The following is a 16,448-nucleotide window of genomic DNA, read 5'->3' as shown; positions in this document are numbered from 1 at the left end:
AAAGCGGCTAACGCGAATGCATTTTAAACCTTTCTAAAGCTAAAAACATGATTTTAAAAGATTAAAATCATGTTTTTAGCAAAATATTAATTTAACAATCAGATGCAGAGCCGTCTCAAATCTGATTGTTTCGATAATTTCACCGAATTTAGGATAAGAATTGACAAATTCTTATCCTAAATTCGCGTAGGTTATATTATTCTATATTTTTACTGCCCTGACCATCAAGGCCTTTAGTTCCATCCAGCTTTGCATTAACTAAAGATATTTTACTAACAAAGGCTTTAATGAAATTAACATTTGTTAAATCAGTATCATTAAAATTTGTATTATAAAGTTTGGCAGATTCTAATTTGCTACCGATAAGCGATGATTTACTAAAATCTGTGTTATTTAAATTTGCCATAGTTAAGTCAGTATTTTGTAATATACAACTCTGAAGCTTAGAATTAGATAAATCTACCCTTTTAAGAACAGAACCTGAAAAAATAGTTTGATTAAATACAAGATCTAGTAAATTTAAATCTTGTAAATTCATATTTGATAAGTCTTTTACCTGCTCTAAATCTTTTACAGAATATATAATATTTGCTGACTTAAGCTTATCAAAGTCTGGACTATTTAATACAATATTTCTATTAAAATCTGAATTAACAAAATTATCATCTTTATAGCTCACATTATTTAGTTGAGAATTTATAATTGATGAATTATCAAAGGTCACTTTTGACAAATCTGAATTTATGATAGCCATTTGATAAAGATGACTATCAACAAATTTGGTACTATTTAAAACAGTATTCTGCATAAGCACTTTAGTAAAATTCACCTTATTAAATTGAGTACTAGAGAAATTAGAGTTTATTAACTCACTATTAGTCAAATCAGAATTAATAACAGTTGCTTGTTTGACATAGCTATTATTCAGTAATATACCAGTAAGATTACTATTCTCAATATCGCTATTAACAATATTAATTTTATTTAACTTAAGCAAAATGCTACTGCAATTCTTTATTGATAGGTCCTTTATGCTAGTGTTATTAAAGTGAGTATTATCCATAATACTCTTTTGAATTTGCACTTGCTGCAATTGTGCATTATTAAAATTGGTATTTTCAAAATTACAACTTTCAATAATTGCATTGGTAAAATTCGCAGACTGAAAAGAAGAAAAAGAGAATAACGAGTTAGTAAGCTTTATATTTTTTAATTGAGCCTGATTAATAATACCATGAGTAAAATCTGAATTATTAATAATCGCTCCAGTAAAATCCACCCCTGTTAGATCTACAGATTCACAATAACAATCAGTGATACTAGCGTAATTAGCTAATATTTGCCGCAAATCTGTACCATAAAAAATAGAGTTTGATATAACTGCCTTTTTAAAACTACTTTTTCCTAAATTGCTTTTCTGAAAATTAGATTTACTTATAATACTATCATCAAATACAACTTTAATAAGATTGGCATTTTCAAAATTAACATTTTCTAAATTAGCTTTGATAAAATCAGTGTCCTCAAAATTTGATTGAATAAAATTACTATTTTCTAAATTGGCATTTTCAAATATAGATGCTTGAAAATCTGAGCCATAAGCTGATATATTTTTTAATATAGTATTAGAGAAATCACTTTCTTGAATTACAGATTTTGTTAGAACTGCATTCTCAAAATTTGCTCCTGAGAAATCCACACGTGATATTTCACAGAAACTTAAATCAACACTAGAAAGATCTTCATCTATCAGTTTAACACCTAATAATTTTAATCCCCTTAAATTTGAACCAAATTTACTTTTAATATTTACTCGTACCTTATTTTTATTCTGCTCTATTATATAATTCCTAATAACAAGACTTTGACTATTAGATAACAAACCATCTGCATCTCTCGGAGGATCCGAACATCCGGTAAGGAATAAAAGTAAAGCTAGAATAAAGAATTTTAGTTTAAAATACTCGCCAACAAAAGAGATGTTACTCTTGCTTCCTTTAACGTCATTTCCGTCGTAGCTCGAATGACACCGAGGCTGCTTAAAGATATTACAGAGCATTCTTTCTGTTTACACCTGTTATATAATGATATAAAGAAGAAAATATTAATATCTTCACTAAACCAGTTGGTATAAATACTATAAACCCACTATAAATAGCTTGTTTAATTCCTATAATTGTTGCCAACCAGCTAACTCCCAAAAAGTAAATTATAACGTGACCAATAAGACAGCTAAAAAACCCTGCTAAAAATCTCTTAGTAAATTTTTCAGACAACCTACTTTTAAGTATACTCATCACAGGGGTTGCAATTAAATATCCTATCAGGTAACCACCTGTTGTACCAAGAAGAAAGTATAAACCACTGGATAATTTTGTAAACATTGGCAGCCCTACTATTCCGGCTGTAAGATAAGTTAAAACTGTAGCAAAACTCAGTTGCGGGCTATAAGTAAAAGCAATAATACTAAGTACCACAGTTTGCATAGATACTGGTACTGGCTGGGTAGGAATAATAATCTGAGCTCCAGCAAAGAGAGCTATTACCCCCATCATCACTTTAATAACAACTACAGCATGCTTATTAGCTATAAAATTTGCTAGAGTTTTCTTATTCGTAACTGTCATAAATTTCCTCCTCGTTAAATTTATTATTAGGAATATGTAAATTGAGCAATTTCAATTTACGATGTAAAGCCGAACGTTCCATACCTACAAAGGATGAGGTCTTAGAAATATTATTATTAAACCTATACATTTGAGCAGCTAAATATTGCCTTTCAAAAATCTCTCTTGCCTCTCGAAGTGGCATGGTCATCATATCAACATTATCTTCCTGCTTTGCAGAACTAGCACTATTAACTAGAATTTCTGGTGGTATCATAGATGGTTTTATTACTTCATTATTATTTGAAGATAGTGGATTCATAATTAAAGTCCATTCTATCACATTGCGTAATTGCCTTATATTACTTGGCCAATTATAAACTTGCAGAGCTGCAATAGTTTCATCAGAAAATTCACGTGCTTTTAAACCAGAAAACTTAGCAAGTTGCTTAACAAAATATTTGACTAATACAGACATGTCATCTTTTCTATCATATAAAGATGGTACTTTTAAGGAAATAACATTTAGGCGATGATATAAATCTTCCAATAGTTCACCTTTACTTATTTCTTCTTGTATAACCTTAGAAGTTGCAGCAATAATCCTTATATCTAATTTTATTGCTTTGCTTCCCCCTACCTTATGAAACATTTGATCTTGCACAAATTTAAGCAATTTTACTTGTACCGAAACTGGCAAACCACTAATTTCATCTATGTATAAAGTACCATTATTTACTATTTCTAATATCGAAGGACGTATAACGCCTTGGTTCTCTATTCCTTCAAATAATTCTTGATGGATCCGGTCAGGATTCATGCATACTGGACTAAAGATTACGAAAGGAGCATTAGCCCTTTTTGATTTTTTATGAATTAACCGAGCAGCTAGTTCTTTACCACTACCAATCTTACCTTGAATCAATACTCTACTAGTAGCTAAAGCAGCTTTTTCAATATCAGACTTAAGCTTAGTTGTAATGTGAGAGTTACCTATAAGCTCAGTTTTATCAATAACCTTTGATTTCAGATCAAGATTTTCACGCTTTAACTTAGCTGCTTCACAGGCTCTTTTTAATAAAATTACTAACTTATCATGACTAAATGGCTTTTCTAGATAGTCATATGCACCCATTTTGATAGCGTTTACGGCAGTTTCAATAGTACCATGTCCACTAATAACTATCACAGGCATTAGTGGATAGCGTTTTTTTACTATTTCCAAAATCCCAAGCCCATCAAGTTCGCTACCCTGAAGCCAAATATCTAGAATAATTGCCGATGGGGTTCTTTCTTGGAGTATTTTAAAAGTTTGAATACTATTAGCAGCAGTCTTGGTAGTAAATCCTTCTTCTTTTAAAATATCTGAGACTAAATCTCTAATATCTGCTTCATCATCAACAACAAGAACATCTATAGACATTGATTTTTCCTAAAACTAATTATTGAAATTATACGTTAATAGCTTACATAAAAGAAATCAACTAATTTTTATAACATTTTTACCACATAATCAAAATTATGTATATTAAGTCCACACTAAGGCGATACTATTTAAGAACTCGTTTTATAAGAGGAACAGTAATAGCTCGCTTATGAACTAATGCAAAATGCGTTATTACCCCTAATAATTTTATCATTTGATCAAATTGCCTCGGCAAATTAATTAATAAATATTCAATTACACAGTCAGATACCTTAAGCGATTGATCAGAAAAATACTTAAAGATTAACTTGGTCATTAATTCATCATCAGGTTGGTTTATTTCTAATCTTACAACAGCATTAATTCTTGAGGATAAATCCTGTAACACAAAATTACTAGCTAAACTTCCTGTAGTCATCAACAAATATTTACGGCACTCACTTATTAAATTAAAACAATGGAGAACTTTCCTTTCATTCCAAAATTCTATATCTTCCATAATAAAAGCATTATACTGCATTATATCTTCTGCACTAAGTATATCTAAATCTTTTTTTATAAAAAATGCATTCGACAAATTTTGCCATATTTTACTAAGATAGGTCTTACCAGAGGATGGTGGTCCGTAAATCAAAACTGTAAACTCATACGGTTTACTTCCCCAAGATACAGACCAGTTTTTGATTGAATTGTATGCAACTTGATTAGAAAGTGAATTAATAAAATTATCTAGAGCATATAGATCATTACTAAATAATGGTAATATATATTGTTGGGAGTTTGGCATAATTAATGTTTAAGTCTTATAAAACTTACTGGATTTATAAAAATCGATAGCGGCTAAAAACAAAACTTTTATTATACTAGCAATTGGCACAGCAAAAAATATACCAATAAAGCCAAATAGGTTACCCAGTGCTAGAACCGCAAATATTATCCAAAGAGGATGTAATCCTATCTTATCACCTATGATTTTCGGTGATAAAATATACCCCTCAACTATTAGACCAATCAAATAGATAATTATTATATAAAATAATTTATTGACCATACCAAAAGCAAAATAACTAATAATCATGGTAAGAGAAAAGGATATAAAAACTCCAACGAATGGTATAATTATTGAGAAACCAGATAAAATACCTAATAATACCCCTAGATCTACGCCAAGAATCGATAAAGAGATTCCATAATAAACTGATAATAATAAACAAACATTTAGTTGTCCTCTTATATAAGCAGATAAGGAACAATTAATTGCTGATAATATTTCTTGAATTCTCTTTTTACCTTTTAAAGGTAGCAAGAGGTCTATATTCTTTGCCATTATTAGCCAATCCCGTAAAAAATAAAACAATATAAGCGGTATTAATAAAATTAACATAAATAAATTGATTGTTATCTTTGTCACATGCCAAATATTATTAGCAAGACCTGTGATAAGCAAAAATATGCCATTAACAAAATTACTAATAGAATCTTTTATCTTATCGGCAATATTTGGATCTATTGAGTAAACTTTTGCCGTAATAACCGGTATTAATTCAGTTTGTAAGTAATCTTTATAAGCAGGAATCTTACTAATAAGTAGAGTTGTTTGTTGATATATAATAGGCAACACTACCACAACCACTATAGTAAAAATACTGAAAAACAGCAAAGAAATTACAGAAACTATTATAGTTCTAGATAGTTTATATCGTAATGAGAAATTATCAATTATAGGATGTAATATATATGATATTACCCCAGCTATAAGAAATGGCGTCAATATATCAGAGATCAAAGTCAAAGTTACTATAACAGTCCCAATAACAATAACCCAAAAAATAACTTTATCCAAGATGATTCCTCTTCTTTTATAAATTATCCCAAAGTACGCGAATTCGGGATAAGAATTTGTCAATTCTTATTCTAAATTCGGTGAAATTATAGACAACAACGCTTCGCAATGACATATACGTCTATAAAACGTCTATTAGCGAGGAGACCGTAGGTCGACGAAGCAATTGTAAGTTAAAAGTATGATATAATAGATATTGAAGTCAATGTAAATAATGATTTATACTGACTTATAAGGGGGTATTACAGCGATAGTCATTAATAATATAAATGACTATCGCTGTGCAGGCGTGAGCGACCGTGAAGCAATTGGTTTTAAGACCGAATGGATATTGGTACTCTAGCCCAAATCCCCGAGACGTTTGAATAGTTGATTGGGATGCCTTTGCACGCCCGCTTACAATCGTAAACATTAAAAGTCTTCGAGGTATTATGCTATTATATAATAATTTTATCGGTCTTGATATAGGAAAATTCAATTTTGTTGTTGCTATTCATGGAAAAAAAGAAACTAAAGAATATAATAACAACTCTAATGGAATAGCTGATTTTATCAAGGATTACAAAAAAGAGATTAGTTCTGCATTGTGTGTTTTAGAAACTACTGGTGGATATGAAATGGAACTATTACTAACGCTTTGCAATCAGGGTTTTGCTGTACATAGAGCCAATACTCGTAAAGTTAAAAACTTTATTAGGTCTTTTGGTAATGCAGCTAAAACTGACAGTCTTGACGCTAAAGCTCTAGCACTTTATGGTTTTGAACGATCAGAAAGATTAGAGCTATTTAAAGTACAATCTAAGCAAGCTTTAAACTTGTATGAATTAGTAGGACGTAGGAACGATCTTAAACAAATGTTGATTGCAGAAAAAAATAGGTTTCAGTCCCCGAGAGCTGATTTAATCAAGTCTAGTTGTGTTAAAATGATCGAAGTACTAGAAGAACAAATTGCATCTATTACTAAAGAAATAGATGACTTAATAGCAAAAGATAAGCTCTTGCAAGCTAAGAAAGAGACTCTGCAAACTATTAGTGGTATAGGCGCAGTAGTATCTAATGAGCTTATAGCTTTGTTACCTGAACTTGGTACATTGAACCGCAAACAAATAGCATCATTAGTAGGTGTTGCACCAATATCTAATGATAGCGGTAGATATAGCGGATATAGACATACAGGTCATGGTCGAAATTTTGTTAGACCTATGTTGTTTGTAGCTGCTATGGCTGCTAGAAATTCTAACTCTGAACTGAAGGTATTTTATGAGAAATTGATCAATAGAGGAAAAAAGAAAATGGTGGCGATGGTAGCATTAATGCGTAAAATCATTGTGATTGCAAACGCTAAGTTACGTGATTTAACTAGCTCTGCACAAGCAATAAAAATTTAAACCAAATTTATTTAAATTTTTATTGCGAACATAGTTGATCCAGTAACATCATTTATCTATTAGATTGTTTCTTGGATTGCTTCGCTTACGCTCGCAATGACGCTGTGGTATAGGTATTTGTAAACTTTCAACAGTTGTGGGATGACACCCTAGGCTATTAAACCGATGTCTTACATCAAACTGAGGTTGATTTACGCTGGCAATATCTTAGATAGAAACCTTCATGTTTTTTTTGACACTTGCACTATAGCAGGTCTAATTAACCTATCTTTTATCTTGTAGCCTGATTGCATAATACCTATAATACTATCTTGATCATATTCATCTGATACTACTTGTGAAATCGCGTGATGTATATTGTAATCAAACTTTTCCCCTAATAATGGTTCTATTGATTCTAAACCGTGCTTTTTTAGTATGCTAGTCAACTCATTTTTAGTCATTTCTACCCCGGTAATAATACTAGCTAGATCACCTTCCGTATTTTGTGGTTTATGCTCCAAAGCTCTAGAAAGATTATCATTAACACTGAGCATATCTTTAGCAAAAGAGAAAATTGCATAGTCTTTTGCTTCTTCAATTAATTTTTCTAAACGTTTCCTAGTATTGTCAGATTCAGCTATTGTCCTTAACAGTTTATCCTGTAAAATTTCAATTTGACTTTTCAAGCTAGCAATCTCTTGCAAACTATTTTGCAAAATCAGGGTATCTGTAGTATCTTCCTCTATTTCATTTACTAGCTGAGCATCATTATCAACTTTAATTTCTTGGTTATCATTATTCTTCTCCTGTTGTTTTTCCATATTTACAGCCTTTTTTCTTGCAAAAATCTATTTTCTTAACATATAGTGTAAATCTTTGTATTTTCAAGTCAATTTTAATTAAGTAATAATCCATGAGAGCTTTTAATAGAAAGAATAATCAATTACGCAATATTTCAATTGAACCATCAGTTCTACTTAATGCTGGTGGTTCGTGCCTTATTAAGTTTGGCAATACCCATGTAATATGTAGTGCAACCTATGAGGCAAGTTTACCGCCATTTCTACGCGGGCAAAATCAGGGCTGGATAACTGCCGAATATGGTATGTTACCAAATTCAACCCACCAGCGTATAAAGCGTGAATCGACGCAAGGAAAGCAGTCAGGTAGGACGCAAGAAATTCAAAGATTAATTGGTAGATCGATGCGTGCCGCAATTGATCTAAAAGCCTTAGGAGAAAAACAAATTATCATTGATTGTGATGTAATTAATGCCGATGGTGGAACTAGAACAGCGGCAATTACTGGTAGCTATATTGCACTTCATTTAGCGATTAGATCGTTAATTGCTAGAAAAATACTTAAAACTAATCCTTTAATTAGCCAAGTAGCCGCTATTTCATGCGGTATATATAAAGGGCAGCCCATAGTCGATCTTGATTATTTAGAGGATAGTAACGCGGAAGTAGATGCCAATTTTGTTTTCTCAGGCAATGGAAATATAATAGAAATTCAAAGCACAGCAGAAAAAAACCCCTTTTCCGAAGAGCAATTTTATGATATGCTAAAATTGGCGAGGTCTGCCGCCTCTGATCTATTCAAGCTACAAAACCAAATATTATTAAATAGCTCAATTTAATATTTTTACATGGAATGTTTATGACTATATTTACTGCATATTCAGAATTAAGTATTGAAGATTTAACAAGTCTTTTAGTTGATCGTGTTTTGGGTCTTGATATAGATCCAGCAGACAGTAAAGAAAAACTTATAGATAATATAATCAAAACACCTGAAGATTCTATAGATCCAAAGGGTAGCCTTGAAAAAGCTGGTGTAATAATAGATATAATGGAAAAAGTTGTATTGCAGCATGCGGGTGATTTTCTAAAAGGTGCTCATATAATGGTTGAAGACAATGGAGATATGTATGATACCTTAAAAGATTTGGGATTAGTTAAAGAACGAATTTCTTCACATCATAGAGGTAACAAGGTTGAGTCAGATGCATCAGTACAAGCTGGAGAAATATTTAGGGAATTTCTAGTTGGAAAAACGAAAGACGGGAAAACATGGTTTCAATTAGAAGCTCATTCTATAGGGGGGCTTAGCAATTTTGTAAAACATATGATAGATTATGTGACTTATGTATTAACTGGCAAGAATGTTGGACAATACGGCCTTTCAGAACACGTAGACAGCAAACCTATTACACTTAATACTAAAGAAATTAAGGAAAAAACACAAAAGAAAACTCCTACTGCAACTGCCAAATTTGTACAAAGAATAGAAGATACAAAGAAAACAACTCAACATATTGGACGTTAATATCATCGTTCGTAGTTAATACTATAGTACCCTACATTTTTTGTATAACCTAGTGAAAAGTGAGGCGTAATACTGCATAAAGATTGCCACGTCGCTGCTGTTGCAGCTCCTCGCAATGACGATTGTGGTGTCTATAGGTGCATCGCGATGACGATTACACAAAAAATGTAGGGTACTATGTTTAGCCTTGCTTAGCTTTAAATCTTTTGATTTTCTTGTTTATTACAAGGATTTTACCTTTTCTTTTTACAACCTGACAATCTTTATCTCTTTTCTTTAAAGATTTTAACGAGCTTACAACTTTCATATAAAACTATCCTTGGTATTACTTGCAAAAACCTAAAAAGTGATAAATCAACCTTAAAACTTTCGCTAGCTTAAGTTTAAAAAAGCAATAATAATATTTTTTATCAATTCAGTCAACCTAAAAACTTCTTTAGAGTAATTTAAAAGTCGCATCCTAAAATTGTAAAAAACTCAAATAATTCTTGAGTAAGTATAAATTCAACATCACAAACGTCATTGCGAGCATAGCGAAGCAATCTAGAAAAATAATCTATAAACAAACCATGTTATGGATTGCTTCGTCGGCTTTAGGAAGCCTTCTTGCAATGACATCTGCAGTTGTGTTTACATGATTTTCAACCTTAAAGTGTGATTTTTAAACTGCCTTAGCATAGATGTAGAGAAATCTAGCTTGTATAAAAAAAATTATTACTATATTCTAACTTTTTTCCAATATTAATTTTATGTTAACTCCTTTAAAATTATTCGTTATTTGGTTGTTTGGTCTAACTAGCGGATTTACCTTAATGATTACATGTAATACCTTAAACTATTGGCTTGCCAAAGAAAATATTGATGTACAATCTATTGGTATGTTTGCTATTATCTCAATACCTTATTCTATCAGTTTTTTATGGGCTCCTATTTTTGATACGATACAGTTAGGTTGGTTAAGTAAACTACTTGGTCACAGATTATCTTGGATTTGTCTGATCCAGATTTTGTTGGCATTTGCTATTTTTCTTTTAAGTACCATGAATCCTCACCACAATCTAATATTGTTTGCATTAGTAGGTTTGATAATATCATTTTTAAGTTCAGCTAAAGATAGTATACTAGGGGCTTTCAGAACCGAAATTATTGCAAAAGAATCTCAAGGAGCAGCTTCTGGAATTTATATTTTTGGTTGGCGTATCGGTATGCTAATTTCAAGTTCCGGAGCTATCTATCTATCAAGCTATTTAGGATGGAATAATATATATAAAATTTTTGCCATTTCTGTACTTGTTTGTTCTGCTATTTTAGTTGTGAGCATCTTGCGGTTAAAACACGACTTAGCCTCAAAAACTTATCCAAATCATAAAATAAATATTTCAAACTTTGTACAAAATATCTTAAGACCTGTAGGGTCTTTCTCCTTAGTCTTTTTAATAATAATTTTCCTTATTTTATATAGATTACCAGATGATTTTATTACTATGATGATGAACCCCTTCTTAATACATCTTGGTTATAACGAATTTGAAATAGCTAGTGCAGGGAAATTTTTTGGTATAATATCTACAATAATTGGCGGACTAATAGCCAGCTTAGTGATGAAAAAAAAGAATATCTTAGATAGCCTGCTGATATTTGGCGTAATTCATGCAATTGCACACACCTTATTAATTGTGCATGAGATTTATGGCAAGAATTTACCATTATTCTTTATTACCGCAGCCTGTGAAGGTATAACTTGTGGGATGGCTATGACAGCTTACATTGCTTTTATAGCTTCAATATGCACAGGCAAATTTCGTGCCACTCAATATTCATTTTTCTCTTCTATGATGGGATTTTCAAGATCGATTTTTCCAGCTCTTTCAGGATATATTGTCGTACAATTCGGATGGAAAAGCTTTTTTACATTTATTATTATAATCACAATTCCTTCTCTACTTCTGCTACTAAAAATCAGTTCATTACTAAAAGCAAAAATGAAGTATTAAATGTAACCATGAGTTCTATCACGTTGTTGGTGTCGGGATAATGTCTTTTGTGTTTTTGATACTACTGTTTCTGTTTCAGGTGGAGTGTTGTTCACATGACGTTTTAAGCTACTCTGAATCTGCGTTAATTCACCTATAGAGTCGCTTGCCTTAGGGAGAATAATAGCTTGTGACATATTGATATTATATTCTTTATTTTTTGCTACTTCTTGTACCATTGCTTCATATTGACATTTGGTTACAGGGATAGTGTAGATATTATTCCCTCTTTGTATATATCCTATAGCATCTTTACCATCCCCAGCAAACTTTAGTGATAATGGGTTGGTTATTTCCACTAGTTTTCCTTGCTCGTTATAGTGAGTAGTAAAATAAAGTGCTTTCGAGCTTGCAATATTTTCACCTTTCTCGTTTTGTACCGGAAACGAAAGATGGACAGTTGTATTAGATGGCTTGATTGTTAATGGTAGATTAATATTTCGATAATTACTAATCTCTCTCTCTGTTACGCCATCTTCTAACATTACTTTCGTAGAGGTCTTTATATTATTTTCTATTAATTTAAATAATTCTTCATCTTTGACTTTAATAACCCTTGACCTAGTAGAGGTTGTGTTTGTTACTGTTTCTTGTTCATTCCAAGTTAAAGGTTCAAAATGATTAGCCTGCAGGACTTTAGCGTAATTTTGTACTTCATCATGCATGGCTTGTGCTATATTTGCTTTTACACTAGGGGCAGCCCAAGCCTTTTGTATTAATTCGTTGTTATTTTCTACAAACTCTTTAAACTCCTGAGAATTAGTAGCAAGCCCTGCAACTGCAACTCCTTTATCTGTCTTAATATTTGCTTCAGCAAGGACTTTTTGTAATATTGCCTGTTGTTTGGCAATAATTTCTTGTCTAAAGGCTAATGTTATAGAATCCACTTTGGAGGTTGAGGATTGAACATTAGTGGTTGTTGTTTTGCTAGTATGCATAACGTCTAGTGCTTTTCTAGAACTTTGCATAGATGGTTCGAGATCGCTTATTTTTTTGGTCAGTAGCTGTTTTTCTTCTTGTAATATTTTTGCTATTTCTTTAATTAATAATATTTCTCGGGCTTTATAGCCTAAAATATACTCTATTTTAGTTTCTTTTCTTAATTTTAATTTTTTGGTTTGGTTGATTATATTGTTAAAATAATCGGGATGTTCTTGGACTAATTCTCGTAATTTTGGTGTGTTAATTTTTCCTTTTGTTACTAAAAGACCCAATTTAATTTGCAATCCATACTCTTTTAATGATTGTTGTCTTTTTTGCATAGTTTCCTTAAAGGCATCTTTAATATCGGCAACCTTTATGTTTTCTAGGGGGATATTCTTAAATTTTTGACTCATTGCCATTTTTGCCCAATTTGCTAGAAGCTTGTCACTATAATATTTTGATAATTCTGCAAAACTGTCATCGATAGTCTTATTTAAATCGACCTGTGCAGTATCAAGTAAACCTTTTACAAATGAATCATTATGACTTAATTTACTTGGGAATTCCCTAAAATGGTTAGTTGGGCCTAGTAATGGTAGATGTCTAGACCAAGAATATGGATGTATGTTATCCTCTAATTTGTCAAGACTTCCAGCAAAATCTATACGAACTAGTTTGGGAGGAATGGTAGAATCTTCTGGGTCTCTTATAACTCCTATGTTACCTGTATGAATATCAAAGTCACCTATTAATAAGCTAGTTGGAGCTATTTTATTAAAAGAACTATAATGAAGTTCTTCAAAAGCTTTGCTTAAAGTATTAGATAATAATTCTCTTGTCCCCATGAAAATCGGTCTTCCCCCATCTTTTCGAAGCCAACCACTTGGTTTAGTTTTCGTAGACATGTGTTCATCCATATCTACATACATGTCACCACTATAATTCTTAAAAAATTCAGACCGTACATATACCTCAGAGCCATCACTTTGAAGGCCTCCTTCCTGATGTACTTTTTCGGTAAGATGATCAGGTACAGTGAGAGAGACTTTAGCTCCATGATTTGGATTTGTTGCTTGAAAAATTTGCGAGCCCAAAAACTCTGATATATTTTTTCGAGAATCCCCTTCGCTTTTAATCATGGATAGAAGGTCATCGGAACTTTTGTATATGCCTCCTAATTCTCCACCATCATTAGCTCCAAGTGACTTCTTTGCCAAATATTTCCAACCGACAAATTGTGATATTAGTGGTATTGTTGCCATATTATCCTCTTGGATTTTTTTACCGTTAGTTCGATATAAAAATATTTACTTTGATATCGAACTAATGGTTATATTGATTATACACTCAAATAATTTCAAGAAAGTTTAAGAAATTTCGTAATTCTTGTCGAGCAGCTACGTGAGATATACTAAGTGTTTTACCATGATTAGCTGTTGTTAAGTCGAGTAATGTTAATCCTTGCAAAAATAATTCCCGAAAAATTACTCTTTCACTAAAGCCTGGGGCAATTTTAAAGCTAATTCTTTTTGCTAATTGTTCAAGAGAAGTAGCAACATTCCTTTTGTTTACTGCATCCAAGTTGCTTAATCTATTACGCATTACAATCCAATTAATTGTTTCGCCATTACGGTTAGCCTTCTGCATTTTTTGTTCCCAAACCATTTGGCTATAGATTGACGGGGTAATAATTGACAAATTGTTAGCATTAACTTTACCTAGTACATCAAAATCAAGGAAACTATCATTAATTGGCGTAATTATAGTATCAGCATAAGAGTGAGCTAGCCTTGATAAGAAAGAGTAGCTTCCTGGTGTGTCGATTACTACATAATCCGCTTTTTTTGCCTGTTCAAATATTTGTTCAAACCTAGTTCTCTCGTCCTCTTCTTTAAGGTTAATGACTTGTTCTTGACTTTCAGTTAAATGAACATGCTGAGGAATAGAAACCGTTTTACCCGGATTATTTAGGTTATACTCATCCCTATTCTTTAAATAATTTGTTAAAGAACCCTGACGTGAATCAGTATCAATACTAGCTACCGTATGACCATTATAAAGTAAGGCTGTGATAAGATGCATGGAGCAGGTAGTTTTACCCGCTCCACCTTTTTCATTACCAACTACAAATATGCGATTTGGTTGATTATTTTTCATAACTGTCTTGGATAAATTGGTTAAGAAGCCTTACGCCGTAACCTACTGCTCCTTTAGGACCAAGAGGATTACCTGTTTTATTATAGGCAACACCAGCAATATCAAGATGAGCCCAAGCTACATTTTCCTTAATAAAATGTCCGATGAACTGAGCTGCTGTAGAGCTGCCAGCTGTTCCAGGGACGTTACCAATATTTGCAAGATCAGCAATGTCAGATTTAATCATTTCATCAAAATCTTTATGTAGAGGCATACGCCATAATTTCTCATTAACTTTATTACCAACATTTATTAGTTTATCAGCTAGCTCATCATTATTGGAAAAGCATCCACCGTAAGTTTTGCCAAGAGCTACAACAATAGCCCCGGTAAGGGTAGCAAGATCAATTACACATTGAGGATTAAATTTTTCTTGAGTATACCAAATTGCATCAGCCAAGACTAACCTGCCTTCTGCATCAGTATTATCCACCACTACTGTTTGTTTGGACATAGTGGTTACCACATCTCCTGGTCTTTGAGCATTACCTGAAGGCATGTTTTCTACAAGACCGACTACGCCAACAACATTAACTTTTGCTGCGCGACTAGCCAAAGCCATGATTGCTCCAACTACTGCTGCTGAGCCAGCCATATCATATTTCATGTCTCCCATATTTGCTGCTGGTTTAAGTGAAATACCACCACTATCAAAAGTAACTCCTTTACCAACAAAAGCCACGGGAGGAGTATCATCATCCAAACCATTATACTGCATTACTACCAGTTTAGATTCATTTTGTGAACCTTGTCCAACGCCAAGCAAAGCCCCCATACCAAGATTTTTCATTTCTCTTTCACCGATAATGGTAATTTCAACTCCTAATGGTTCAAGATGCTTTAATATCTTTTCTGAGTAAGATAAAGGAGTTTTGATATTGGCTGGTTCATTAATTATATCTCTAGCAAAAAATACAGCTTTGGCTAATAATCTCTTATCATTAAATAATTCTTCTGCCTTAGAGTTGTTGTTTGTAGAAATTTCAAGAGATTCTACGACGAATTTTTCTATTTCGCTTTGTTTAGTTTTGTATTTGTCAAATTTATATGAAGCAAGCAAACAGCCGCTAGCTATAAGCATCGCTACAATAGCTGGCTCATATTGTCCAATATTATGAGAGATTTTTATACCAATAGTTCTAATTTTACAGCAAGTACTACTGGATAGAATTTTTCCCCCGATCTCCTCAATACAAGAGGTCTTTAGTTTTGTTTCATCACCAATGCCAACTATAATTAAATATCTTATCTCTCCATCCTTACCGATAGAATTAACAATTTTAATTTGTCCAAATTTTCCAGCAAATACTAATTTATTCTGAATAGTTTTAGAAATTAAACCATGATGTTGTTGGTCAAGTAGTAATAACTCATTGTCTAATTTTAGTTGTTCGTTAATAAAAACTACAGTTGCTTGATTATTTGATAATTCTTTACTTATAAAGTTAATGTTATTGAGCATAAATTCCTATTTTTGAGAGGCTAATTTTATATATTCTTTTTGTAAGCGTAATAATCTGAATAATGGAAGTATATAAAAAACCTATTAATTAATAAAGTAATTCTTTAAGTCTTTAAATATTATATTCCAAAATTCTCTCCCACTAAGTAAAAAAGTGATTAATTTCAATTATTTTTTTGTGCTAGAGTATATAAAAATAAATATTATAATTTATTTCTAGTTAATAAATTAATGTATAAGTTGCAACGTATTTTTATCAA

The 16,448-nt window shown here is 31.9% G+C and carries 14 protein-coding genes; 4 read left to right on the top strand and 10 right to left on the bottom strand.

What is annotated here, in order from left to right; all coding sequences use genetic code 11:
- Window positions 1–196: 196 nt before the first annotated feature.
- The 5 genes from AAGD45_RS07860 to AAGD45_RS07840 form a co-directional block, all read right to left on the bottom strand.
- The gene (locus AAGD45_RS07860; protein ID WP_341761338.1) at window positions 197–2,059 is read right to left on the bottom strand and encodes a pentapeptide repeat-containing protein; all 1,863 of its coding nucleotides are present in this window, start codon (window positions 2,057–2,059) and stop codon (window positions 197–199) included.
- A complete protein-coding gene (locus tag AAGD45_RS07855) occupies window positions 2,049–2,627 on the bottom strand; it encodes a biotin transporter BioY (RefSeq protein ID WP_341761337.1) in 579 nt (192 codons plus the stop codon). The genes AAGD45_RS07860 and AAGD45_RS07855 overlap by 11 nt, the downstream gene beginning before the upstream one ends.
- Window positions 2,611–4,029: a sigma-54-dependent transcriptional regulator gene (locus tag AAGD45_RS07850; protein ID WP_341761336.1), complete on the bottom strand. Its 1,419-nt coding sequence runs from the start codon at window positions 4,027–4,029 to the stop codon at window positions 2,611–2,613. Before AAGD45_RS07850 ends, AAGD45_RS07855 begins: the two co-directional genes overlap by 17 nt.
- Before the next feature lie 127 nt (window positions 4,030–4,156).
- Entirely contained in the window at window positions 4,157–4,819 is a 663-nt protein-coding gene (locus AAGD45_RS07845) for an HdaA/DnaA family protein (protein ID WP_341761335.1), read from the bottom strand.
- A 9-nt stretch (window positions 4,820–4,828) separates the two neighbouring features.
- Entirely contained in the window at window positions 4,829–5,875 is a 1,047-nt protein-coding gene (locus AAGD45_RS07840) for an AI-2E family transporter (RefSeq protein ID WP_375332444.1), read from the bottom strand.
- Window positions 5,876–6,306: 431 nt separating this feature from the next.
- Between AAGD45_RS07840 and AAGD45_RS07835 the strand changes: the two genes are divergently transcribed.
- The gene (locus tag AAGD45_RS07835) at window positions 6,307–7,263 is read left to right on the top strand and encodes a transposase (RefSeq protein ID WP_341760848.1); all 957 of its coding nucleotides are present in this window, start codon (window positions 6,307–6,309) and stop codon (window positions 7,261–7,263) included.
- 221 nt (window positions 7,264–7,484) lie between these two features.
- Here the strand turns inward: AAGD45_RS07835 and grpE are convergent, their stop codons facing one another.
- Window positions 7,485–8,066, bottom strand: coding sequence for a nucleotide exchange factor GrpE (gene grpE, locus AAGD45_RS07830; protein WP_341761334.1), 582 nt, complete (start codon window positions 8,064–8,066; stop codon window positions 7,485–7,487).
- 92 nt (window positions 8,067–8,158) lie between these two features.
- Between grpE and rph the strand changes: the two genes are divergently transcribed.
- Both rph and AAGD45_RS07820 read left to right on the top strand, forming a co-directional pair.
- Complete coding sequence (rph, locus tag AAGD45_RS07825; protein WP_341761333.1) at window positions 8,159–8,884, top strand: ribonuclease PH; 726 nt, start codon at window positions 8,159–8,161, stop codon at window positions 8,882–8,884.
- A 20-nt stretch (window positions 8,885–8,904) separates the two neighbouring features.
- Window positions 8,905–9,573: a hypothetical protein gene (locus tag AAGD45_RS07820; RefSeq protein ID WP_341761332.1), complete on the top strand. Its 669-nt coding sequence runs from the start codon at window positions 8,905–8,907 to the stop codon at window positions 9,571–9,573.
- A gap of 181 nt (window positions 9,574–9,754) precedes the next feature.
- On the opposite strand, the gene ykgO is transcribed toward AAGD45_RS07820, so the two are convergent.
- Complete coding sequence (gene ykgO, locus AAGD45_RS07815) at window positions 9,755–9,880, bottom strand: type B 50S ribosomal protein L36 (protein ID WP_094648811.1); 126 nt, start codon at window positions 9,878–9,880, stop codon at window positions 9,755–9,757.
- A 442-nt stretch (window positions 9,881–10,322) separates the two neighbouring features.
- Here ykgO and AAGD45_RS07810 point away from each other — a divergent pair, with 442 nt between their 5' ends.
- Window positions 10,323–11,567 carry an AmpG family muropeptide MFS transporter gene (locus AAGD45_RS07810; RefSeq protein WP_341761331.1) on the top strand — a complete coding sequence of 415 codons (1,245 nt, stop codon included), beginning with the start codon at window positions 10,323–10,325 and terminating at the stop codon, window positions 11,565–11,567.
- On the opposite strand, the gene AAGD45_RS07805 is transcribed toward AAGD45_RS07810, so the two are convergent.
- From AAGD45_RS07805 to AAGD45_RS07795, 3 genes are all read right to left on the bottom strand, one after another.
- A complete protein-coding gene (locus tag AAGD45_RS07805; RefSeq protein ID WP_341761330.1) occupies window positions 11,564–13,792 on the bottom strand; it encodes a Sca4 family protein in 2,229 nt (742 codons plus the stop codon). The two genes, AAGD45_RS07810 and AAGD45_RS07805, sit on opposite strands and share 4 nt — an antisense overlap.
- 85 nt (window positions 13,793–13,877) lie before the next feature.
- Complete coding sequence (locus AAGD45_RS07800; RefSeq protein ID WP_341761329.1) at window positions 13,878–14,687, bottom strand: division plane positioning ATPase MipZ; 810 nt, start codon at window positions 14,685–14,687, stop codon at window positions 13,878–13,880.
- Window positions 14,677–16,188, bottom strand: coding sequence for a leucyl aminopeptidase (locus AAGD45_RS07795; protein ID WP_341761328.1), 1,512 nt, complete (start codon window positions 16,186–16,188; stop codon window positions 14,677–14,679). Before AAGD45_RS07795 ends, AAGD45_RS07800 begins: the two co-directional genes overlap by 11 nt.
- Window positions 16,189–16,448: the final 260 nt, after the last annotated feature.

The organism is Candidatus Tisiphia endosymbiont of Thecophora atra (assembly GCF_964026395.1).
GTDB lineage: Bacteria > Pseudomonadota > Alphaproteobacteria > Rickettsiales > Rickettsiaceae > Tisiphia.
Note: the sequence above shows the minus strand (reverse complement) of the source record. Positions and strands in the feature narration are given on the sequence as shown.

Bases quoted from the DNA above. Each gene is read 5' to 3' on its own strand.
- AAGD45_RS07860 (WP_341761338.1), bottom strand. From the start codon at position 2,059: ATGCTCTGTAATATCTTTAAGCAGCCTCGGTGTCATTCGAGCTACGAC.
- AAGD45_RS07855 (WP_341761337.1), bottom strand. From the start codon at position 2,627: ATGACAGTTACGAATAAGAAAACTCTAGCAAATTTTATAGCTAATAAG.
- AAGD45_RS07850 (WP_341761336.1), bottom strand. From the start codon at position 4,029: ATGTCTATAGATGTTCTTGTTGTTGATGATGAAGCAGATATTAGAGAT.
- AAGD45_RS07845 (WP_341761335.1), bottom strand. From the start codon at position 4,819: ATGCCAAACTCCCAACAATATATATTACCATTATTTAGTAATGATCTA.
- AAGD45_RS07835 (WP_341760848.1), top strand. From the start codon at position 6,307: ATGCTATTATATAATAATTTTATCGGTCTTGATATAGGAAAATTCAAT.
- grpE (WP_341761334.1), bottom strand. From the start codon at position 8,066: ATGGAAAAACAACAGGAGAAGAATAATGATAACCAAGAAATTAAAGTT.
- rph (WP_341761333.1), top strand. From the start codon at position 8,159: ATGAGAGCTTTTAATAGAAAGAATAATCAATTACGCAATATTTCAATT.
- AAGD45_RS07820 (WP_341761332.1), top strand. From the start codon at position 8,905: ATGACTATATTTACTGCATATTCAGAATTAAGTATTGAAGATTTAACA.
- ykgO (WP_094648811.1), bottom strand. From the start codon at position 9,880: ATGAAAGTTGTAAGCTCGTTAAAATCTTTAAAGAAAAGAGATAAAGAT.
- AAGD45_RS07810 (WP_341761331.1), top strand. From the start codon at position 10,323: ATGTTAACTCCTTTAAAATTATTCGTTATTTGGTTGTTTGGTCTAACT.
- AAGD45_RS07805 (WP_341761330.1), bottom strand. From the start codon at position 13,792: ATGGCAACAATACCACTAATATCACAATTTGTCGGTTGGAAATATTTG.
- AAGD45_RS07800 (WP_341761329.1), bottom strand. From the start codon at position 14,687: ATGAAAAATAATCAACCAAATCGCATATTTGTAGTTGGTAATGAAAAA.
- AAGD45_RS07795 (WP_341761328.1), bottom strand. From the start codon at position 16,188: ATGCTCAATAACATTAACTTTATAAGTAAAGAATTATCAAATAATCAA.